At 73.1% G+C, this 20,051-nt stretch carries 18 protein-coding genes and 1 pseudogene; 3 read left to right on the forward strand and 16 right to left on the reverse strand.

Annotation, left to right across the window (positions count from 1 at the left end; genetic code table 11):
* Window positions 1-194: 194 nt before the first annotated feature.
* Both KWI83_RS01120 and KWI83_RS01125 read right to left on the reverse strand, forming a co-directional pair.
* On the reverse strand, window positions 195-725 hold the full coding sequence (locus KWI83_RS01120; protein WP_218512705.1) for a toxin-antitoxin system, toxin component: 531 nt from the start codon (window positions 723-725) through the stop codon (window positions 195-197).
* Window positions 726-757: 32 nt separating this feature from the next.
* Window positions 758-1,414: a helix-turn-helix transcriptional regulator gene (locus KWI83_RS01125; RefSeq protein ID WP_141307383.1), complete on the reverse strand. Its 657-nt coding sequence runs from the start codon at window positions 1,412-1,414 to the stop codon at window positions 758-760.
* Between the two features lie 223 nt (window positions 1,415-1,637).
* On the opposite strand from KWI83_RS01125, the gene KWI83_RS01130 reads away from it, so the two are divergent.
* A complete protein-coding gene (locus tag KWI83_RS01130) occupies window positions 1,638-2,306 on the forward strand; it encodes a hypothetical protein (protein WP_218512313.1) in 669 nt (222 codons plus the stop codon).
* A 17-nt stretch (window positions 2,307-2,323) separates the two neighbouring features.
* Here KWI83_RS01130 and KWI83_RS39880 read toward each other — a convergent pair.
* The 3 genes and pseudogenes from KWI83_RS39880 to KWI83_RS01145 form a co-directional block, all read right to left on the reverse strand.
* Window positions 2,324-2,850, reverse strand: a pseudogene (locus tag KWI83_RS39880) (ATP-binding cassette domain-containing protein).
* Window positions 2,851-2,954: 104 nt separating this feature from the next.
* Window positions 2,955-3,848 carry a hypothetical protein gene (locus KWI83_RS01140; RefSeq protein WP_218512314.1) on the reverse strand — a complete coding sequence of 298 codons (894 nt, stop codon included), beginning with the start codon at window positions 3,846-3,848 and terminating at the stop codon, window positions 2,955-2,957.
* Window positions 3,845-4,660 (reverse strand): phosphatase PAP2 family protein, encoded by an 816-nt coding sequence (locus tag KWI83_RS01145; RefSeq protein ID WP_218512315.1) that lies wholly within the window; start codon window positions 4,658-4,660, stop codon window positions 3,845-3,847. Before KWI83_RS01145 ends, KWI83_RS01140 begins: the two co-directional genes overlap by 4 nt.
* Before the next feature lie 198 nt (window positions 4,661-4,858).
* On the opposite strand from KWI83_RS01145, the gene KWI83_RS01150 reads away from it, so the two are divergent.
* The gene (locus KWI83_RS01150) at window positions 4,859-5,473 is read left to right on the forward strand and encodes a TetR/AcrR family transcriptional regulator (protein WP_218512316.1); all 615 of its coding nucleotides are present in this window, start codon (window positions 4,859-4,861) and stop codon (window positions 5,471-5,473) included.
* 148 nt (window positions 5,474-5,621) lie between these two features.
* On the opposite strand, the gene KWI83_RS01155 is transcribed toward KWI83_RS01150, so the two are convergent.
* The 3 genes from KWI83_RS01155 to KWI83_RS01165 form a co-directional block, all read right to left on the reverse strand.
* A complete protein-coding gene (locus KWI83_RS01155) occupies window positions 5,622-6,704 on the reverse strand; it encodes a DUF2510 domain-containing protein (RefSeq protein ID WP_218512317.1) in 1,083 nt (360 codons plus the stop codon).
* A 407-nt stretch (window positions 6,705-7,111) separates the two neighbouring features.
* Complete coding sequence (locus KWI83_RS01160; RefSeq protein WP_218512318.1) at window positions 7,112-8,266, reverse strand: anhydro-N-acetylmuramic acid kinase; 1,155 nt, start codon at window positions 8,264-8,266, stop codon at window positions 7,112-7,114.
* A gap of 4 nt (window positions 8,267-8,270) precedes the next feature.
* Window positions 8,271-9,560 (reverse strand): MFS transporter, encoded by a 1,290-nt coding sequence (locus tag KWI83_RS01165; protein WP_218512319.1) that lies wholly within the window; start codon window positions 9,558-9,560, stop codon window positions 8,271-8,273.
* Window positions 9,561-9,757: 197 nt separating this feature from the next.
* Here KWI83_RS01165 and KWI83_RS01170 point away from each other — a divergent pair, with 197 nt between their 5' ends.
* Window positions 9,758-12,436, forward strand: coding sequence for an AAA family ATPase (locus KWI83_RS01170; RefSeq protein WP_218512320.1), 2,679 nt, complete (start codon window positions 9,758-9,760; stop codon window positions 12,434-12,436).
* 12 nt (window positions 12,437-12,448) lie between these two features.
* Here the strand turns inward: KWI83_RS01170 and KWI83_RS01175 are convergent, their stop codons facing one another.
* From KWI83_RS01175 to KWI83_RS01210, 8 genes are all read right to left on the reverse strand, one after another.
* Window positions 12,449-13,240: an SDR family NAD(P)-dependent oxidoreductase gene (locus KWI83_RS01175; protein WP_218512321.1), complete on the reverse strand. Its 792-nt coding sequence runs from the start codon at window positions 13,238-13,240 to the stop codon at window positions 12,449-12,451.
* A gap of 92 nt (window positions 13,241-13,332) precedes the next feature.
* Entirely contained in the window at window positions 13,333-14,448 is a 1,116-nt protein-coding gene (gene pcaD / locus KWI83_RS01180) for a 3-oxoadipate enol-lactonase (protein WP_218512322.1), read from the reverse strand.
* Window positions 14,445-15,740 carry a 3-carboxy-cis,cis-muconate cycloisomerase gene (gene pcaB / locus KWI83_RS01185; RefSeq protein WP_218512323.1) on the reverse strand — a complete coding sequence of 432 codons (1,296 nt, stop codon included), beginning with the start codon at window positions 15,738-15,740 and terminating at the stop codon, window positions 14,445-14,447. The genes pcaD and pcaB overlap by 4 nt, the downstream gene beginning before the upstream one ends.
* Window positions 15,737-16,342 carry a protocatechuate 3,4-dioxygenase subunit alpha gene (gene pcaG / locus KWI83_RS01190; protein WP_218512324.1) on the reverse strand — a complete coding sequence of 202 codons (606 nt, stop codon included), beginning with the start codon at window positions 16,340-16,342 and terminating at the stop codon, window positions 15,737-15,739. The genes pcaB and pcaG overlap by 4 nt, the downstream gene beginning before the upstream one ends.
* 5 nt (window positions 16,343-16,347) lie before the next feature.
* The gene (gene pcaH, locus KWI83_RS01195; RefSeq protein ID WP_218512325.1) at window positions 16,348-17,121 is read right to left on the reverse strand and encodes a protocatechuate 3,4-dioxygenase subunit beta; all 774 of its coding nucleotides are present in this window, start codon (window positions 17,119-17,121) and stop codon (window positions 16,348-16,350) included.
* Between the two features lie 183 nt (window positions 17,122-17,304).
* Window positions 17,305-18,507 (reverse strand): thiolase family protein, encoded by a 1,203-nt coding sequence (locus KWI83_RS01200; RefSeq protein ID WP_218512326.1) that lies wholly within the window; start codon window positions 18,505-18,507, stop codon window positions 17,305-17,307.
* Complete coding sequence (locus KWI83_RS01205; RefSeq protein ID WP_218512327.1) at window positions 18,504-19,151, reverse strand: CoA transferase subunit B; 648 nt, start codon at window positions 19,149-19,151, stop codon at window positions 18,504-18,506. The genes KWI83_RS01200 and KWI83_RS01205 overlap by 4 nt, the downstream gene beginning before the upstream one ends.
* Window positions 19,151-19,906 carry a CoA transferase subunit A gene (locus KWI83_RS01210; protein ID WP_218512706.1) on the reverse strand — a complete coding sequence of 252 codons (756 nt, stop codon included), beginning with the start codon at window positions 19,904-19,906 and terminating at the stop codon, window positions 19,151-19,153. The genes KWI83_RS01205 and KWI83_RS01210 overlap by 1 nt, the downstream gene beginning before the upstream one ends.
* Between the last annotated feature and the right edge of the window lie 145 nt (window positions 19,907-20,051).

Below are 20,051 nucleotides of genomic sequence, written 5' to 3' on the forward strand. Positions count from 1 at the left end.
CGGCCTCGTCGTCGCCACACGCGCCCGCACGGCACGTACGCCCCCGCATTCGGCGGCGCACTCCCAGCTTGCCGTCCACCACTGACAATCCGGCTCGGCCGCGCCCCGGTTCGCCCGCTCAGCGGAGGCGAAACCCATCGCGGGGAAGGCGAAACCCACTGCGGCGAAGCCGAAACCCAGTGCTGTGGTGAAACCTAGTGCTGCGGTCCGACGTAGCCCAGTGACGCCTCGATCCGCCCCGCCAGACGATCCCGCTGCACCGGCCCACGGAGCGCCGAACCGGCCAGCCATGTGCGGCACTTGCTGGCGAGCAGCAGTCCGAAGCGCTCCGCCTCCTTCTCGTCGGCGAGGTCGAAGCGGGTACGGGCGGCGACCTTCAGGACGGTCGCCTGGAGGTCGGCGTTGTCGTCGAGTAAGCGGGCCGCGACCGCGGCGCCCTCGACGTGATGGCTGCAGTGCCCGGCCTTCATGTGCCACAGCTCGTGCCCGAGGATCACCAACTGGTGGTCGGGGGCGGTGCGTTCCTCGATGACCACGAGGTCCTGGTCGGCCATGTCGAGCCACAGCCCGCTGGCCGTGCCGGGCGGGAAGGCGGCCGTACGGAAGTGGACCGGGCGGCCGCGGCGTCTGCTCATCGCGTCGCACAGCGCGGCGTACAGGTCGGCGGGCCGCGCCGGCGCGGGCAGCGCCAGCTCCGCGACCAGTTCGCCGCACAGGCGGCGCATTTCCTTACCGATGCCCACAGTTCTCTCCCGGATCACGACTCGGGCCGCTTGACGCTCTCCAGGAGCATGTCCAGCCACTCGGCGACCTTGTCGCGGTGCTGGTCGGTGGGCAGTTGGGCGGCCCGCCAGGCGATCCCGCGCACGCCGTGGTCCTGGAGCAGCCGCTCCAGCGGGTCGTCGGCCGCCGCGGCCGCCTCTCGCTCACGGTCGGCGAGCTTCTGCAGTAGTTCCTGCTCGGTGCGCTGGAGGGTGTCCGCGAGCGCCTCGGGGTCCTCGGCCGTGAGGAAACCGGCGCGCACCCGGAAGAAACGCTGGATGGCGTCGCAGTGCTCCATGGTGGGGCGCCGGTCGCCGTTGATGAGGGCGCCCGCCTGCTGCCGCGACATCCCGGCGCCGTCGGCGATCTCCTGCTGGGTGTACTTGCGCCCGTTGGGTTTCAGCCGGGTGCGGCGCAGCAGGTCCAGGCGTTGCAGGAACCGTGCCTGCACATCGGGCTCGCCGGCGGGGCGGCCGCGCAGCAGGTCCTTGACGACGGGCTCGGGGACGCCGCAGGCCACGGAGAGCCGGGCGGTGTCGAAGACCTCCGCGTGCGGCACGCCGAGCCGGTCGGCGAGCGCGGTGACGCGGGCGATCACGGCCGGCAGGGTGGCCGTCGCCGTGGCGCCGGGAACCTCGTAGCCATCCGTCACCGACAGGTCTCCTACGTCTCTCACGTACTTCTCGCGAGTGGTTGCCGTGAACTTCCCGGAGAGTAGCGGGTGCTTCGAACTCACATCCAGGACTCGCCACAACTGTGGCCAATTTCAGCCGTCAACCGGCATGAAATGCCACGATAGTTGACACAGAAAGCTTCGGGGCAGCAGGATCGGGGCGCCGCGTGAAGGCCGCATAGGCAAGAGGGGTGACCTCCCGATGGCACAGCAGGCAGGAGGGCAGCGGTCCGCGTTGCGGTCCGTCCCCGAGGATCCCGAGGCCCGGTCGTATCTCCAGGACTACGCCACCTTCATGGAGGCCGTGCCCTTTCCGTCCGTGGTCGTCGACCACCGCTGGGACGTCGTCCTGGCCAACAGCGCTTTCGCGTCACTCTTCCGCGGGGTCGCGCCGCATCCGACGGCCATGCCCGGCGACAACTTCCTGAGGTTCGTGCTGTTCCACCCGGACGCCTCCAGTGTGCTCGGTGAGCACGAGTCGAGCTGGTGCCTGCCGATGCTGGCGCACTTCGCGGACGCCGTGCAGCGGCACGGCCACGACCAGGGGTTGCAGGCCATCCGCCGGGAGATCGCGCAGGACCCCATCATGGAGGCCGCCTACCGGCACGGGCTGCCGCACTGGGTGCGCGCGGTCGGGGAGGCGGCCGTCGAGCACGACGGGGCGGTCCGTCCGCTGCTGCACCCGGACCCGCGCTGGGGCGCCACCGACTGCCGGATCGTCGCCGAGACGCCCAGGACCCTGCGGGACCTGGGCTGCACCCGGCTCACGATGGTGCTGCGCGAGCCCCGCAAGCCCGTCGCCCCGCGCCGCCGCTCCCGCGACCGACGTACGGCGAGCCATCTCACGGTGGTGCCCACCCCCGAGGCCTGACCGGGCACCGTCGGCGTTCAGGTCGCCGACGGCGCCACGGTCGGGCCGGGGCCGGCGTCGGGCGCAGGCGTGTCCGCCTTGGCCACGGGTCCCCCGCGCTGCGCTGCCTGGATCTGCTCGTACACATGGGTGCGCAGGTCGGCGAAGCGCGGGGATGCCCGTGTGTGCACCTGGTCGCGGGCGTCCGGCAGGTCGACCTTCAGCTGTTCCTGTACGACGGTGGGGGAGGCGGACAGGACGATCGCCCGGTGGCCGAGGTACACGGCCTCGTCGATGTCGTGGGTGACGAACAGGATCGTCATCGCGCGCTCCCGCCACAGCCGCCGTACCAGGTCCTCACCGCCCGCCCCGCCGGCCGCGCCTCCCCGGCCGTCGGCGTGAGCAGCCCGTCCACGCATTTCAGCAGCGTGGTCTCGCCGCAGCCGGACGGGCCGACGAGGCAGACCAGTTCACCGGCCTCGACGGTGAAGGTGAGGTCGCGCACCGCCTCCACCCGCCGCCCTGACCGCTCGTACACCTTCTTCAGGCCGCGTACGTCGAGCATGGTCCGCCCTTTCGGATGTGTCACCGGGACCGCCCGGTGGCGGCGCGCAGCCCGTGGGCGCCCGGGTGTGAGCGACCCGGCGGTCATCACGGTGTAGCTGCCGTTCACAGTGGCGTGAGGTGCCCCGGCTGCCGTCGCCGGGGCACCGGCGTTTCCGCCTCGGGCATCGCCGGGTGGTCGTCCGGTGCCGTCCGGGACAGCAGCACCACGCCCCAGGAGGCCAGCAGCGCCCCCGCGAGCGCCACCAGTGCGCCCGCCACCCCGCCCTGGAGCCGTTCGCCCAGCAGGGAGAGGCCGATCACCGCGGCCGCCACCGGATTGCTGAGGGTGACCACCGCCAGCGGGGCGCCGAGGCCACCCCGGTAGGCGGTCTGGGACAGCAGCAGGCCGCCGGTCGCGAACACCGCGACGAGCAGCGCCACGCCGACGACCCGGGCACCGAGCAGCGGCCCCGAGTCGTCCGTCGCGGCCACCGTCACCGTCTGGGTGAGGGCGGAGCCGACCCCGGAGGCGACACCGGACGCGGTGGCGTGCCGCAGGCCGGGCCGGGTGCCGGGCCGGGCCAGCGCGCCGATCAGCACGGACGCCGATCCCGCGACCGCCGGCGCCTCGGTCACGCTGAGCACGTCGTCGGGCGCGGGCCCGGACGCCGCGACGAGCAGCGCGCCCAGGCCGACCAGGGTGAAGGCGGTGCCCCGCCACTCCACCGCGCCGACCCGTCGCCCCGCGAGCCGCGCGCCCATCGGCACCGCCGCGACCAGCGTCAGCGCCCCCAGCGGCTGCACCACCGTCAACGGCCCGTAGGTCAGGGCGACGACATGCAGCACGGCGCCGGAGGCGTTCAGCGCCACCGACCCCCACCACGCCGCGCTGCCCAGCAGCCGCAGCACGCCCGGGCCGGAGGAGCGGGCGGCGAGCCGCTCCTGGGCGACGGCGGCGGCCGCGTAGGCGACGGCGGAGCACAGCGACAGCGCGACGGCGAGCACGGTGGTGCTCATCGGCCCGCCTCCACGAGCGCCGGTTCCTGCGCCGGTACGTCCCTCGCCCGTGCTTCCTTTCCTGGTACGACGGCCTGGGCGCCCGGCGCGGACGCGTGCACCGTCGGCCGGATCGCCGCGAGCGTCCCGCCCAGCAGCGCGGCCACGACGATCGAGTCGAGCCAATAGTGGTTCGCCGTCCCCACGATCACCACCAGGGTCAGCAGCGGATGCAGCAGCCACAGCCACCGCCAGTGCGACCGGGTCGCCACGATCAGGCCGATCGCCACCATCAGCGCCCAGCCGAAGTGCAGGGAGGGCATCGCCGCGAACTGGTTCGACAACTGGTCCGTCTGCGGGGAGCCGTACACCGACGGCCCGTACACCCGCCCGGTGTCCACCAGCCCCGTCGCCGCGAGCATCCGCGGCGGCGCGAGCGGGAACGCCAGATGCAGCACCAGCGCGGCGGCGGTGACGGCGGCGAGCACCCGGCGCGCCCAGACGTAGTGACCCGGGCGCCGTAGGTACAGCCAGACCAGGAAGGCCGCCGTCGCCGGGAAGTGGACGGCGGCGTAGTAGGTGTTGGCGAGGTGCACCAGGGTGTCGCCGTGCAGCAGCAAGGACTGCACCGCGCCCTCGCCCGGGAGACGCACGGCCCGTTCGAGGTCCCACACCCGGTGTGCGTTGCGGAACGCCTCGTGGGTGTGGTCGGTCGCCAGCAGCCGGCCGAACTTGTAGACGAGGAAGAGTCCCGCGACCGGCAGGAACTCCCGGACGAGAGGGGGCCGCGCCATCGCGGCGTCCTCCTCGGCAGGCTCGGTGCGGGCATTCATCCCCCGGCCCCTTCGCTGACGGTGGTGCAAACGCTGCTCATCGAAGCGGTGAGATCGGTGAGCCACATCGATACGGTGTCGTACCGATACGGCAGTGTACCGATACGCCGGAGTACCGGTACACTGGCGTATCGATTGCGTACGACACACTGGACTGCGGTGCCCTTGGCCGCGGGACGGGAACGAGGAGACGGACCGATGACGTCGCAGGCCGCGGACCGACCGGAGACGGTCGGCGCCTCGCGCCGCTCCAAGCTGACGCGGGAGCGTGAGCAGGAGTTCTTCGACGCGGTGATCGAGCAGATCCGCGAGTGCGGTTACGACGCCGTGACCATGGACGGCGTCGCCACCAGCACGCGGTGCAGCAAGTCCACGCTGTACCGGCAGTGGAAGACCAAGCCCCGGTTCGTGGCGGCGGCCCTGCGCTCCCGGCGCCGGGTGAGGTTCGCCGGGATCGACACCGGTTCACTGGCCGAGGACCTGCGGCAGGCCGCGCGGGCGGTGGGGGAGTGGTCCGGCCGGGACCACCGGCTCGTTCAGGCGCTCGGCCACGCGGTCATGGAGGACAAGGAGCTGGCGCAGGCGCTGCGGGAGGCGCTCGTCGAGCCCGAGATCGCCGCGATCGAGGAGATTCTGCGGCGCGGGGTGGAACGCGGCGAGATCGCCGCCGACCATCCGGCGCTGCCGTATGTACCCGCGCAGATGTTCGGTGTGCTGCGGGCGCGGCCCATGCTGGAGGGGCAGGACGCCGACCCGGACTACCTGCTGAAGTTCGTGGAGGCCGCCGTGCTGCCGTCGCTCGGCCTCACGTGAAGACCCGGGCCGCGTCGTCCAAGGGATGACGGGACGACCGGCCTGCTCGCGCCGCACCGTGGGGACGGGGGCGGCGCGCACCCCGGCCGGGTGGGGTACCTCTGAAGCGGAGGGGCACCCCACCCGGCCGAACGCCACCGTGCGCGGCTCAGACGCTCTGCCCGTTGCCCCCGCCGGACGAGGCCTTGATGCCCTTGGTGATGTCGTCGATGAGGGACGCCTTCTGGTCGGCGTCGATGCCGAAGCGGACCACCACCAGCTGCTCGGAGTTGGCGGGCGAGGGGAAGACGAGCGACTCGACCAGGCCGTCGGCGCCCTTGCTGGTGATCGCCTTCCAGCGGACCAGGTAGCCCTTCTGCCCGGCCACCGTCACCGCCTTGGACGCCAGCACCTCGTGCGAGGTGATCCTTCCGTAGCTGTTGCCGCCGTACGACTCCTCGGCGTTCGCCGCGATGTCCGCCTTCGCGACCTCCTCCGGTGTGCTGCCCTTGGTGCCCAGCAGCTGGACGGGCGCCGAGTACGCGCCGCCCTTCGTGCACGACTTGGACGTGTCGCCCGGGCACTTGTAGCTGTCGTCGGACGTCATCTGCGCGCCCACGCTGAAGGACTGACCGGTCCAGCCCTCCGGCACGGGCATGCTGATCCCGTTCACCGGGTCGGACAGCGTGCCGCCGCCCTCGACCTCCGGCGCGGCGGACTCCCCACCGGACCCTCCGGAACCGCCGGAACCGCCCGAGTCACCGAACGGCCCGCCCTGGCCGCCGTCCTGCCCGTCCTGCCCGCCCGGCCCCTGCTGCTGCGAGTCGGCACGGCTCGCGCCGCCGCCGTCGTCCTTGGTCAGCGCGTACACACCGATGCCGATGCTGGCGAGGACCGCGGCCGCCGCCGCGACGGCTATCCCGGTCCGCAGCGCACGCCGCCGCCCGCCCGGCGGTTGAGCCGGATACCCGGGATACCCGGGATACCCCGGCTGACCCGGGTATGCCGGGTATCCCGGGTACCCCGGATGACCCGAAGCCCCCGGTCCCCCCGGATACGCGGGATACGTCGGCTGGGCCTGCTGCGCGTCAGAGACCGACGGCGGTCCCGCCGGGGGACCCCAGCCCGCGGCCGACCCCGCCGGACGGGTCTGGTCCGTCCATGCCTTGCCGTCCCACCAGCGTTCGGTGGCGGGACCGTCACTTGTCTGCCCGGGGTCGGGATACCACCCGGGAGGAGTCACCTGCGTCATGACCCCACCGTATGAGGCCTCGGTGAAAGCGGGATGAGAGGGCTCCTCCGACGGCTCCTTCCGACACGGCACACGGACCGCACAGCCGGACCCCCACTCATTCCAGCACCAGCCGCACCAAACCCTCCCCAACGGCCGTGGGCAGCCGCAACCCGTCCCGCCCCGGTGCCACCGACCCCAGCACGCTCGGATGCCGGGCCCCGTGCTCGTCGGGATGGTGCGGAGCAGGCGGTTGCGCATGCGCGGCACGCGTTATTCCAGGACCAGTCGCGGGGGGCCCTTGCGGGCGGCCCTGGGTAGCGGCAATCCGTCCCGCCCCGGTGCCACCGACCCCAGCACGCTCGGATGCCGGGCTCCGTGCTCGTCGGGATGGTGCGGAGCAGGCGGTTGCGCATGCGCGGCACGCGTTATTCCAGGACCAGTCGCGCGGGGCCCTTGCGGGCGGCCGTGGGCAGCCGTAGTCCGTCCCGCCCCGGTGTCACCGACCCGAGCACGCTCGGATGCCGGGCCCCCGTGCTCGTCGGAACCGTGCCGGGCAGGCCGTGCGCCGTCAGGAAGCCCAGCACCGCGAACGCGTACGCCTCCTTCGCGTCCGACGGCAGGCCGAGTTCGTCGGAGCGGCGCACGGCCACGCCCGGCAGCAGCTCCCCGAGCATCCGCATCAGCACCGGATTGCGCGTGCCGCCGCCGGACGCGACGACCTCCGTGGCGGCCACCGTCCGCACGGCGTCGGCGACCGTGCGCGCGGTGAGGTGGGTGAGCGTCGCGATCACGTCCTCGGCGGGCAGCCTGCCGACCCCGGCCAGCGCCTCGTGCAGATAGCCGACGTGGAACAGCTCCTTGCCGGTCGTCTTGGGCGCGGGAAGGGCGTAGTACGGCTCCGCCAGCAGCCGCTCCAGCAGCGCCGGACGGACCCGGCCCCGGGCGGCCAGGGCGCCGTCCACGTCGTACGCCGGCCGCCCGCCGCTGAAGCCGTGCGCCGCCGCGTCGATCAGCGCACACCCCGGCCCGGTGTCGAAGGCCGTCCCGTCGGGCGCGGTGAGGTTGGCGATCCCGCCGAGGTTCAGGGCGACCGGCGTGCCGGGGCGGCCGCGCAGCCACAGCAGGTCGACCAGGCTCACCAGCGGTGCGCCCTGGCCCCCCGCGGCGATGTCCCGGGGCCGGAAGTCGGCGACCACCGGCAGCCCGGTCGCCTCGGCGATCCACGCGGGCTGCCCGAGCTGCAGGGTGCCGCGCACCCGGCCCTCGTCGACCCAGTGGTACACCGTCTGCCCGTGCGAGGCCACCAACTCGGCCCGCCCGCCGCACAGTTCCCGATCGGCCCGCACCGCCGCCGCCGCGAAGGCCTGCCCGATCAGGGTGTCGAGTCGGCACACCTCCGCCACAGACGTCGCCCCCGGCGGCAGCGCCGCCGCGAGTGCCGCCCGCAGTGCGTCGTCGTACGGCTCGCTCACCATGCCGAGCGGCTTCAGCACGAGGCTGTCACCGACGAGGCTCAGCTCGGCCGCCGCCGCGTCGATGGCGTCGTACGACGTGCCGGACATCAGCCCGATCACCCGCATCCGTTCACCTCGTCTTCCTCGAAGCGCCCTGCGCCGGGAGCGTGGCGAGGGCCAGCACGCTGACCGCGCAGGTGGCCGCCGCGTAGTACGCGGGGATGTCCACGTCGCCGGTCCGTTCGATCGTCTCCGTGATGATGAGCCCGGCACAGCCCGAGAACACCGCATTGGACAGGGCGTAGGCGAGTCCCAGGCCGGTGTAGCGCACGGTCGTCGGGAACATCTCCGACAGCATCGCCGGGCCCGGCCCCGCCATCAGCCCCACCACGGCGCCCGCGCCGAACACCGCCAGGCCCTTGACGGCGTTGGACGCGCCCGGGTCCTGGAGCAGGTTCAGCAGCGGCACCGCGAGCATCACCACCAGCAGCGCCCCGGTCAGCATCACGGCCCGCCGCCCCACCCGGTCGCTGCACAGCCCCGCCGGGATGATCGTCACCGCGAAGCCGAGATTGGCCAGCACGGTCGCCATCAGCGCCTGCTGGAAGCTCGCGCCGAGACTGCTCTGCAGGTAGGACGGCAGTACGACCAGGAAGGTGTACCCGGCCGCCGCCCAGCCCATGATCCGCCCGGCGCCCAGCGCGACGGCCCGCACGACCTCGCGCGCGGGCGGGTGCCCAAGCTCCCGCTCCCGGCTGAACGCCGGTGTCTCCTCCAGCCGCAGCCGCAGCCACAGCGCGCCCAGCCCCATCGGCAGCGTCAGCAGGAACGGCAGCCGCCAGCCCCAGTCACCGAGCTGGTCCTCCGTCAGCACGCCGGCCAGCAGCGCCGCCGCACCCGCCCCGCCGAGCAGCCCCAGCGCGACGGTGAACGACTGCCACGAGCCGTACAGCCCGCGCCTGCCCGGCGGCGCGAACTCCGTCATCACGGACACCGCCCCACCGAACTCCCCGCCCGCCGACAGTCCCTGGAGAACCCTCAGGAAGGTGAGCAGCCAGGGCGCGAGAGCCCCCACCGTGTCGTACGTCGGCAGTGCGCCGATCAGCGTGGTCGCGCCCGTCATCAGCCCGATCACCAGGATCAGCACCGGACGCCGGCCGATCCGGTCGCCCAGCCGCCCGAACAGGGCCGCCCCGACGGGCCGGAAGAAGAAGGCCAGTGCGAAGGAGGCGTACGTCTTCACCAGCGCCTCGACCTCGCTGCCGCCCTCCGGCGTGAAGAAGCGGGCGGCGATGACCGTGGCGAAGTAGCCGTAGACGCCGAACTCGTACCACTCGATGAAGTTGCCCACCGAGCCCGCGACCAGCGCCCGGCGGGACCGTTCCGGTCTGGTACCGGTCACCTTCGCAGGGGCGCTCATCGCGTGCCTCCCGTCCCACCGCCGCTGTGGGCCTCGCTGGTTGGAAAATTAGCGTCAGTACCGGTCTGTTGACTGTCAATAACTTTCACGAGGACGTCACCCGTGACGGCAACAACTCCCCGACCACCCACCGCCGGACCTGCCGTGCGGCTACGCTCGCCCTGTACGTCGTTCGGGCGACTTGGGGAGGTAGCGGGATGACGGAGGTACCGCCGGCGGCGGGCGCCTCGGCTTCCCTGTGGGAGCGGGAGGAGGAGGTCGCCGCGGTCGTCGAGGCGCTCGACGCCCTGTGCGCGGACCGTTCCTCGTCGGGCGGTCTGCTGGTGTTCCGGGGCGAGGCCGGACTCGGCAAGACCGCGCTGCTCGCCGAGACCCGCCGACTGGCCGAGGAACGCGGCTGCACGGTGTGGTCGGCACGCGGCGGCGAGACCCTCAGGTCCGTCCCCTTCAACGTCGTACGCCAACTGCTCCAGCCCGCCCTCGTGTCCCTGCTGCCCGAGGAGGCCCGCGAGTACCTCGGCGACTGGTACGACATCGCCGGCCCCGCCCTCGGCATCGCGGACCCCGGCGGACGGCAGGCCGACCCGCAGGGCGTGTGCGACGGACTGGTCGCCGCTGTGCGCCGACTGGCCAAGCGGGACTGGCCGCTGGTGCTGCTGATCGACGACGCCCACTGGGCCGACCAGGAGACGCTGCACTGGCTCGCCGCGTTCGCCGAGCGGCTGCACGACCTGTCCGTGCTGGTCGTGGTGGCCCGCAGACCCGGCGAGGTGACCGGCGAGAGCGCCCGCCACCTCGACGCGGTCGCCGCGGCCGCGGGCCGCCCGGAGACGACGCTGAGCGCCCTCACCCCGGACGCCACCGCCGGGCTCACCCGCGCGACGGTCGGCCGGCACGCCGACGCCCCGTTCTGCCGCGAGGTCTGGGCCGTCACCGGCGGCAACCCCTACGAGACCGTCGAACTCCTCGCCAAGGTGCAGGACAGCGAGATCGAGCCGACCGAGTCCTCGGCCGGTCAACTGCGCGCCCTGAACCGCTCCGCGCGCGGCGGCGGACTCGTCACCCGCCTCGAAGGGCTCGGCATCGACGCCACCCGGTTCGCCTGGGCGGCCGCCATACTCGGCACCGGCATCTCCGTCGGCCTGGTCGCCCGGCTCACCACCATGCGCCCCGAACAGGCGCTGCGCTGCGCCGAGTTACTGTGCACGGCCCGGATCCTCACCGCCCCCGACCCGGCGGGCGCACAGGCCGACGACGGCGACCTGGAGTTCGTCCACCCGCTGATCGCCACCGCCGTCTACAACTCCATCCCCGACGCCCTGCGCACCGCCATGCACGGCATCGCCGCGCAGATCGTCACCGACTCCGGCCGCGGCGCCGCGGCCGCCTCCCGGCATCTGCTGCAGGTCCACCCGGACGACGACGCCGAACTCGTCGACCAGCTGCGCGAGGCCGCCCGCGAACACCTCGCCGTCGGCGCGCCCGACGCCGCCCGCCGCTGCCTCGAACGCGCCCTGAAGGAACCGCCCCGGCCCGAGGTGCACGCGCGCGTGCTCTACGAACTCGGCTGCGCCACCCTGCTCACCGCGCCCGCGAGGACCATCGACCACCTCCAGACCGCGCTCGCCATGCCCGGCCTCGACGGCCCCGCCCGCGTCGACGCCGTCTTCCGCCTCTCCCAGGCGCTGCTCCACAACGACCAGCTGGATCAGGCCGTCCGCACCGTCGAGGCCGAGGCCGCCCGGCACGAGGAGGGGCCCGCCCGGCTGCGGCTGCGGGCCGTGCAGTACATGTGGGAGGGCATCTACGCCGGTGAGTCGTCCACCCCGGGCCGCTCCGAGCGGCTCGCCGAACTCGCCCGCACCTGCACCGGCCGCGACAACTCCGAGCGCGCCCTGCTCATCCTCCGTGGCTTCGACGCCATGACGCACGGCGAGAACGCCGAGGAGGTCGTCGAGGTGTGCGACCGCGCCCTCGTCAACGGCCGGCTCGCCCCCGGCCTCGGCTGGACCGACACCGAGTGGGGCATAGAACTGCTGATGATGCTCGGCAGCTCCTACGCCTACGCCGACCGCCTCGACCGCGCCGAGAACCTATTCGCCGAGGCCCTGCGCACCTACACCACGGCCGGGTGGAGCGGCGGCCACCTCGCCCTCGCCAACGCCTTCCTGGGCCTGGCCTTCCGCAGGCAGGGCCGCCTGAAGGACGCCGAGACCGTCCTGCGCGAATCCCTGCGCCTCGCCGAGCGGGTCGGGCGTGGACTGCCGCTGTACTGGTCGGCGACCTGCGGCCTGGTCGACACCCTGCTCGCCCGCGGGCATGTGCGGGAGGCCTGGTCGATCGCCGAGCACTACGGCTTCACCCCGCCCTACCCGTCCACCATCGTCCTGCCCGACACCCGGTCGGTGCGCGGCCGACTGCTGCTCGCCGTGGGCCGCACCGAGGAGGGCGTCAACGAACTGGAGGCCGCCGAGAAGGCCGCCGCCGCGCGGGGCGGCCACAACCCGGTGCTGGCCCCCTGGACCGTCGACCTCGCCCGTGCCCTCGCCACCCAGGACCCGACCCGCGCCGCCCGGCTCGCCGCCGACGCCCGCCGCCAGGCCGAGCGGTTCGGCACCGACACCGCCATCGGCGAGGCCCTGCGCTGCGCCGCCCACCTGGAGACCGGCCAGCGCAAGGTGCGCCTCGCCGCGCAGGCCGTCACCTACCTGGAGGCCTCACCCTGTCAGTACGAGCACGCCGCCGCCCGCATCGAGTACGGCCTCGCCGCTCGCTCCACGACCGAGCTCAACCGGGGGCTGACGCTGGCCCGTTCGTGCGGGGCGGACGGCCTGGCCCGGCAGGCACGGGAGGGGTTGGCGGAACTGGAGGCGTAACGGGGTGCCACGTCACATGCCGAGCAGCTGCTCGGTGACCGCCGCCAGCCGCTTGCGCACCTGCGGGTCGTACGCCGCCTCGTGCGCCCGCGCCTCGGTGGTGCCGTCGAAGTAGCCGCCGGAGCCCATGTCCCGCGTGGCCAGGGCCAGCACACCGGGCGCGCCGTCGGCGACCGAGTTCCACGGGGTGACACCGCCCTCGCGGACCATCGCCGTGTCCATGAAGGTCGCCGGGTGCAGCACGTTCACGGCGACGCCGGTGCCCGCCAGCTCCTCGGCCAGCGCGAACGTCCACGCGGCGAGCGCGAACTTGCTGCGGCAGTACGCCGAGAAGCCCTCGTAGCCCCGGGCGAACTCGGGATCGTCGAAGTCCAGCGGCTCCTGGCCCGCCGAGCCGACGTTCACGATCCGGGCGGGCGTGTTCGCGCGCAGCACCGGCAGCAGGGCACGGGTGAGCACGACAGGCGCGAGGTAGTTCACCGCGAGCCGCAGCTCGTGCCCGTCGGCGCTCAGCTCACGCCCCGCACCACGCGGACCGCTGCCCACCCCGGCGTTGTTGACCAGCACGTCCAGCGCGGGAAACGCCTCGGCGACCCGGGCGCCCAGCTCGCGCACCTCGGCGAGGCAGGAGAGATCGGCGACGGCCCCCTCGGCCGCGCCCTCGGCGCGCAGCTCGGCGACGAGCCGTTCGGTACGGCCCGGATCGCGGCCGTGCGCGAGGACGCGGTGCCCGGAACGCGCCAGCTCGAAGGCGACGTACCGGCCGAGCCCCGAGGTGGCGCCGGTGATCAGAACAGTGGCCATGCCCCCCACCCTAGGCACGCCGCCCGCACCCTTGCGAGGTGCTGCTGAGGCTACGACCAGCAGGGACACCCTGAGGGACTTTCGGGTGGGCCCTACCCGTCGTCCTCCTCGGCGAGCACCCGCTGGGCCGCCGCGAACGCCGAGTTCGCCGCCGGCACCCCGCAGTACACGGCCGTCTGCAGCAGTACCGCGCCGATCTCCTCGGGTGTGAGCCCGTTGCGCCGCGCCGCCCGGACGTGCATGGCCAGCTCCTCGTGGTGGCCGTGCGCCACCAGCGCCGTCAACGTGATCATGCTGCGCTCCCGGCGGGAGAGCGTCGGGTCGGCCCAGATCTCACCCCAGGCATAGCGCGAGATGAAGTCCTGGAAGCGTGCCGTGACGGGGGTCTGGCGCGCCTGCGCCCGGTCGACATGCGCGTCACCGAGCACCTGTCGCCGTACCTCCATGCCGCGCGGCGCGGGGCCGTCGACGTGCGCACGCAGAGCCGTCAGCACCGCCTCGGGGCACTGCGCGGGCGCCAGATGCGAGGCGCCGGGAATCTCCACCAGCGCCGCACCCGGCACCGCGTCCGCGATCTCCCGCAGATGCGCGGGCGGCGTCGCCGGATCCTCACGGCCCGCTATCAGCAGCGTCGGCGCGGAGATCTCCGCGAGCCGCTCCCGCAGGTCGAATGCGGCGAGCGCGTCACAGCAGGCCGCGTACGCCGCCGGATCGGCGTCCCGGTGGTCCCGCACCAGCCGGGGCACGGTGAACCCGGGCGTGAACCAGCGGGCGTCCGCGCTCCCGGCGAGTGAGGCCAGACCCTCGCGCCGCACCAGCGCGGCCCGCTCCCGCCACGGCCGCGCCCCGTTGAAGTGGGCCGACGAGCAGATCACCGCCAGGGACGACACCCGCTGGGGGTGATGCACGGCGAGGTGCAGCCCCACCGCACCCCCCAGCGACACCCCGGCGTAGGCGAACCGCTGCACGCCGAGGGAGTCGGCGAGCGCGAGCACCAGGTCGGCGAGGTCTCCGACGGTGGCCCCGGCCCCGATCAGCTCGGCCGCCGAGCCGCCGTGCCCCGGCAGATCCCAGCGGATCACCCGGTGGGTGGCCGACAGCTCGGGGGCGACCTCGTCCCACAGGGCGTACGAGGTGCCCAGCGAGGGCCCGAGGAGCAGCGGGGGCGCGGAAGCGGGCCCTTCGGCACGATGGTTGAGCAGTTTCAACGTCGCTCCAGAGCACGATCGACGAGTGTTCCGGCGGAGCCGGTGTAATGGGCGGGATCGAGGTCGGCGTCCTTCAGTTCCGGGGCGTGAGCCAGGGGACGTCCCTCGGCGGCCAGCCGGGTGAGCAACTCCTTGGCGCGGGCCCGGCCCACCACGGGCGTGAGCTCGGCGGACAGCCGCTCCGAGACGATCAGCCCCTGGGTGAGGCCCAGGTGGGCACGCATGACGTCCGGGTGGACCCGGAGTCCCTCGGCCAGTTCGGCGGCGTCCCGCGCGGCCCCGCCGACCAGCCGCAGCAGCTCGCGGAGCGGCTCCCACTCCGCGTGCCAGGCCCCGGCGGGCCGCTCGTCCTCCGCGACCAGGCAGGCGTACAGGGTGGCGGCGAGCTGAGGCGCCCGCCGGGCCGCCGCGGCGATCAGGGTGGACCGTACGGGATTGGCCTTGTGCGGCATCGCGGACGAACCCCCGCCACTGCCCTCCGTGACCTCGGCGATCTCGGTCCGGGAGAGGGTGAGGACATCGACGGACGCCTTGCCGAGCGCTCCGGCCGTCAGCGCCAGACACCCGGCGAGGTCGGCGAGGGGCGTCCGCAGCGTGTGCCAGGGCAGGTCCGGCGCCTGCAGGCCCAGTTCGCGGGCGTACGCCGTCGGCAGCGCGGTCGGATCGCTCGCGCCGTACGCCCCGAACGCCGCCAGCGTCCCGGCGGCGCCGCCGAGTTGGGCGGGCAGCGCGTCGCGTACGGCCGCCACCCGGTCCCGTGCGTCCAGCACCAGGGACCGCCAGCCGACCGCCTTCAGGCCGAAGGTCGTCGGTACGGCGTGCTGCGTGAGCGTGCGTCCCGGCATCGGCGTGTCGCGGTGCCCGGCGGCCAGCCGGGCCAGCGCCCGCTCGGTGCGGGCGAGGTCGGCCAGGATCAGGTTCAGGGTGCGCCCCGCGACCAGCATGGTCGCCGTGTCCATGATGTCCTGGCTGGTCGCCCCCCGATGGACGTACGGCCCGTACTCCGTACCGACCGCCTTCGTCAGGTCGGCCACCAGCGGGATGACCGGATTGCCGCCGCCCCGGGCACGCTCCGCCAGGGACCGTACGTCGTACCGGCCGGCGTCGGCCGCGTCGGTGACCGCCGTCGCCGCCTCGGCCGGGGCCAGCCCGAGCGAGGCCTGCGCGCGGGTGAGCGCCGCCTCCGCGTCGAGCAGGGCCTGGAGGTAGGCGGTGTCGCTCGTCGCGGACGCGGTGGGGGAACCTGCCCACCCGGGGGCGAGCAGGCCGGTGTCGGGAACCGCAGAAGTCACTGGAACTCCAGGAAAACCGTCTCGCCTTCGCCCTGAAGGCGGATGTCGAAACGGTAGGTGCCGTCGCTCTCGGCGTGCGCGACCAGCGTGTCGCGGCGCGTCTTCGCCAGCCGGGACAGGAGCGGGTCCGCGGCCAGCACGGCCTCGTCGCCCGGCAGATAGATCCGGGTGAACAGATGCACCAGCAGGCCGCGCGCGAAGACGCACACGCTGATGTACGGGGCGCTGCTCCCGCGCGCGCCGGGGCGGAGCGTACGGGCGTACCAGTGGCCGTTGGCGTCTGTCTGGACGCGGCCCCAGCCGGTGAACTCGACGCCGTTGCGGCCGAGGAAACCGCCGGACGCCGGGTCGCGGCGCATCGAGCCGTCCACCTGGGGCAGTGTGCCCTCCGGGTCCGGGCCCCACAGCTCCACGAAGGCGTCCGGCAGCGGCGTGCCCTCGCCGTCCGTGATGTACCCGTGCACGGTGATCGTGTCCGGGTGCCCGGCGGGCGCGATGTCCTCACCGCCGGGGAAGGGCAGCGCATACCCGTAGAACGGGCCCACCGTGTGCGACGGGGTGGGCAGCACGTGCTCCGGGCTGCTTGTGTCGATCTTCGTCATGGCGGTCAGCGTCCCTCTTCCATCCAGGTGGCGTTCGGGCCGTCGAGCACGATGTCCCAGTGGTAGCCCAGCGAGAACTCCGGCACCGACAGGCTGTGGTCGTAGCTGGCGACCAGACGCTGCCGGGCGGCGTCGTCCGTCACGGACTGCAGGATCGGGTCGTACCCGAAGAGCGGGTCGTTCGGGAAGTACATCTGCGTCACCAGCCGCTGGGTGAACGCCGTACCGAAGACCGAGAAGTGGATGTGTGCCGGGCGCCAGGCATTGACGTGGTTGCGCCACGGGTAGGGGCCCGGCTGAATCGTGGTGAACCGGTAGCACCCGTCGGCGTCGGTGAGGGTGCGGCCCACGCCGGTGAAGTTGGGGTCCAGCGGGGCGTCGTGCTGCTCGCGCTGGTGGGCGTAGCGGCCGGCCGAGTTGGCCTGCCAGATCTCGATGAGCTGGCCGCGGATCGGCCGCCCGGTGCGGTCCAGCAGGCGGCCGGAGACGGTGATGCGCTCGCCGATGGGCTCGCCGGTGTGCTGGCGGGTCAGGTCGTTGTCGATCTCGGTGATGTCGCGCTCGCCGAAGGCGGGCGAGGCGAGCTCCACCAGCTCCGGGTCCTTGGCCACGTCGATCGCGACCAGCGGCTGCTTCGGGTGACGCAGCAGCGAGGAGCGGTACGGGGCGTAGTCCCGGCGCGGGTGGTGCTCGACGGGCCCGCCGTCGGCGACGCGCTTCGCGTAGGCGGCGTGCTCGGCCGCTATCTCCTGGTCGATGTCGTGCTGAGTGAGAGTCATGGGGGTCCCTGCGGGTTCTTAGGGGTCCTTGCACTGTGCCCGCCCTGGTCGCGTGGTCTGGCACCGCACCTCGCCGCGTTGCCGAAACGCCCAGGTAGCTCCGCTACCAGGGAGCTCCGGCGCCTTGCGATGCACGCCACCAGACCACGCGACCTGATCGGACGCTCATAGTGCAAGGACCCCTTAGCGTTCGAGGACGAGGGCGAGGCCCTGGCCCACACCGATGCAGAGGGCGGCGACGCCGGTGCCGGTGCCCTGGCGGGCGAGCTGGTGGGCGACCGTGCCGGTGAGGCGGGCGCCGGAGGCGCCGAGGGGGTGGCCGAGGGCGATGGCGCCGCCCTGGGGGTTGAGGATCGCCGGGTCGAACTCGGGCCACTCGGCGACACAGCCGAGCACCTGGGCGGCGAAGGCCTCGTTGAGCTCCAGGACCGACAGGTCGTCGAATCCCTTGCCCGCCTTGGCGAGCGCCCGGTTCACCGCGTCGACGGGGGCGAGGCCGAAGTAGTGCGGGTCGAGCGCGGAGACTCCGGTGGCGCCGACGCGGGCCAGGGGTTCGCGGCCGGTGGCCTTCAGCCCTTCCTCGTCCACGAGCAGCAGGGCGGCGGCGCCGTCGTTGAGCGGAGAGGCGTTGCCCGCGGTGACCGTGCCTCCGTCCGTGCGGAAGGACGGCTTGAGCTTGGCCATCGCCTCCAGTGACGCGTCCGGGCGTACGCACTCGTCGGCGGCGAAGACGACCGGGTCGCCCTTGCGCTGGGGAAGGGCCACGGGGGCGAGTTCGGCGTCGAAGAGGCCCTGGCGCTGGGCCTCGGCGGCCTTCTGGTGGCTGTGCAGGGCGAACTCGTCCTGCTGCTCGCGGGTGATCCTGTGCTTGTCGGCGATGAGTTCGGCGCTCTCACCGAGCGGGACGGTCCACTGCGGGTCCATTCTCGGGTTGACCATGCGCCAGCCGAGGGTGGTGGAGTACAGCTCGGTGTGGGCGGCCGGGAAGGGCTTGTCGTTCTTGGGCAGGACGTACGGCGCGCGGGTCATCGACTCCACACCACCGGCCACGGCGATGGAGGCGTCCCCGCACGCGATGGCGCGGGCCGCCTGGATCACCGCCTCCAGGCCGGACGCGCACAGCCGGTTGACGGTCACGCCGGGCACGGAGGTGGGCAGACCGGCGAGCAGGGCGGCCATGCGGGCGACGTTGCGGTTCTCCTCGCCGGCGCCGTTGGCGTTGCCCAGGTAGACGTCCTCGATCCGGGACGGGTCCAACGCGGGAGTACGGGCGAGCAGTTCGCGGATGACGTGGGCGGCGAGGTCGTCCGGGCGGACGGTGGCGAGACCGCCGTTGTAGCGGCCGATCGGCGTGCGGACGGCGTCGACGACGTAGACGTCCCTCATGACTGCGCCTCCTCGCTGACCCGCACCGTCGCGGCGGTCCTGGCGGTGACCTCCTCCGCGGTGACGCCCGGCGCGCACTCGGTCAGCACCAGCCCGCCGTCGGTCACGTCGAGCACGCCGAGATCGGTGATGACCCGGTTCACACACGACTTGCCCGTGAGCGGCAGCGTGCACGTGTCGAGGATTTTCGGGCTGCCGTCCTTGGCGGTGTGGGTCATCACGACGATGACGGTACGGGCGCCGTGCACCAGGTCCATCGCCCCGCCGATGCCCGTGACCAGCTTCCCCGGGACGGCCCAGTTGGCCAGGTCGCCCTTCTCCGACACCTGCATGGCGCCGAGTACGGCGACATCGATGTGCCCGCCGCGGATCATCCCGAAGGACAGTGCCGAGTCGAAGAAGGACGCGCCCGGCAGGACCGTGACGGTCTCCTTGCCCGCGTTGATCAGGTCCGGGTCGACCTGGTCCTCGGTCGGGTAGGGGCCGGTGCCGAGGATGCCGTTCTCCGACTCCAGCACCACCTCCACGCCGGGCGGGAGATGATTGGGGATCAGGGTCGGCAGGCCGATGCCCAGATTGACGTACTGCCCGTCCGTCAGCTCACGTGCGGCCCGCGCGGCCATCTCCTGGCGTGTCCAGGCCATCAGTTGCTCACCGTCCGCTGCTCGATCCGCTTGTCGGCGGTCTGCTCCGGGGTCAGGGCCACCACCCGCTGGACGAAGACGCCGGGCAGGTGCACGGCGTCCGGATCGACGTCGCCCGGCTCGACCAGCTCCTCCACCTCCGCGATCGTCACCCGACCCGCCATCGCCGCGAGGGGGTTGAAGTTGCGGGCGGACTTGTTGAAGACCAGGTTTCCGTGCCGGTCGCCCCTGGCGGCGCGGACGAGGGCGAAGTCGGTGCGGATGCCGCGCTCCAGCACGTACTCCGCGCCGTCGAACTCCCGTATCTCCTTGGGCGGTGAGGCGAGAGCGACCCCGCCCTGGCCGTCGTAGCGCCACGGCAGTCCGCCCTCGGCGACCTGCGTGCCCACTCCGGCCGGCGTGTAGAAGGCGGGGATACCGGCCCCGCCCGCCCGCAGTCGCTCGGCCAGCGTGCCCTGCGGGATCAGCTCCAGCTCCAGCTCCCCGGCCAGGTACTGGCGGGCGAACTCCTTGTTCGCGCCGATGTAGGAGCCGGTCACCCGGGCGATCCGCCCGGCCGCGAGCAGCACCGCCAGGCCGGACTCCATCGCGCCGCAGTTGTTCGACACCACCGACAGCCCGCTCACGCCGCGCTCGTAGAGCGCCTCGATCAGTACGTTCGGGACACCGCTCAGCCCGAAGCCGCCCACCGCGAGCGACGCGCCGTCGCCCACATCGGCCACCGCCTCCAGGGCCGTGGCGACCACCTTGTCCATTCCGAGAAGCCCCATCTCTCCCGAGCCCGCAATTGCTCAGCGCACTGAGTACCGCAGTGAAATTTTCTTCACGCTCCCACCGGGAAGGTACTACGGTCAAGACCTCGGACCATTGACGAGGACCTCGACGACAGCCAGGCACCGC

Origin of the sequence: Streptomyces sp. TRM70350 (genome assembly GCF_019219825.1) — a bacterium.
In the GTDB taxonomy this organism is placed as follows: Bacteria; Actinomycetota; Actinomycetes; order Streptomycetales; family Streptomycetaceae; genus Streptomyces.

Excerpts from the sequence above, each read along its gene's own strand:
- KWI83_RS01120 (WP_218512705.1), bottom strand. The coding sequence starts at position 725 with ATGCGCCGCCTGTGCGGCGAACTGGTCGCGGAGCTGGCGCTGCCCGCG.
- KWI83_RS01130 (WP_218512313.1), top strand. The coding sequence starts at position 1,638 with ATGGCACAGCAGGCAGGAGGGCAGCGGTCCGCGTTGCGGTCCGTCCCC.
- KWI83_RS01140 (WP_218512314.1), bottom strand. The coding sequence starts at position 3,848 with ATGAGCACCACCGTGCTCGCCGTCGCGCTGTCGCTGTGCTCCGCCGTC.
- KWI83_RS01145 (WP_218512315.1), bottom strand. The coding sequence starts at position 4,660 with ATGAATGCCCGCACCGAGCCTGCCGAGGAGGACGCCGCGATGGCGCGG.
- KWI83_RS01150 (WP_218512316.1), top strand. The coding sequence starts at position 4,859 with ATGACGTCGCAGGCCGCGGACCGACCGGAGACGGTCGGCGCCTCGCGC.
- KWI83_RS01155 (WP_218512317.1), bottom strand. The coding sequence starts at position 6,704 with ATGACGCAGGTGACTCCTCCCGGGTGGTATCCCGACCCCGGGCAGACA.
- KWI83_RS01160 (WP_218512318.1), bottom strand. The coding sequence starts at position 8,266 with ATGCGGGTGATCGGGCTGATGTCCGGCACGTCGTACGACGCCATCGAC.
- KWI83_RS01165 (WP_218512319.1), bottom strand. The coding sequence starts at position 9,560 with ATGAGCGCCCCTGCGAAGGTGACCGGTACCAGACCGGAACGGTCCCGC.
- KWI83_RS01170 (WP_218512320.1), top strand. The coding sequence starts at position 9,758 with ATGACGGAGGTACCGCCGGCGGCGGGCGCCTCGGCTTCCCTGTGGGAG.
- KWI83_RS01175 (WP_218512321.1), bottom strand. The coding sequence starts at position 13,240 with ATGGCCACTGTTCTGATCACCGGCGCCACCTCGGGGCTCGGCCGGTAC.
- pcaG (WP_218512324.1), bottom strand. The coding sequence starts at position 16,342 with ATGACGAAGATCGACACAAGCAGCCCGGAGCACGTGCTGCCCACCCCG.
- pcaH (WP_218512325.1), bottom strand. The coding sequence starts at position 17,121 with ATGACTCTCACTCAGCACGACATCGACCAGGAGATAGCGGCCGAGCAC.
- KWI83_RS01200 (WP_218512326.1), bottom strand. The coding sequence starts at position 18,507 with ATGAGGGACGTCTACGTCGTCGACGCCGTCCGCACGCCGATCGGCCGC.
- KWI83_RS01205 (WP_218512327.1), bottom strand. The coding sequence starts at position 19,151 with ATGGCCTGGACACGCCAGGAGATGGCCGCGCGGGCCGCACGTGAGCTG.
- KWI83_RS01210 (WP_218512706.1), bottom strand. The coding sequence starts at position 19,906 with ATGGACAAGGTGGTCGCCACGGCCCTGGAGGCGGTGGCCGATGTGGGC.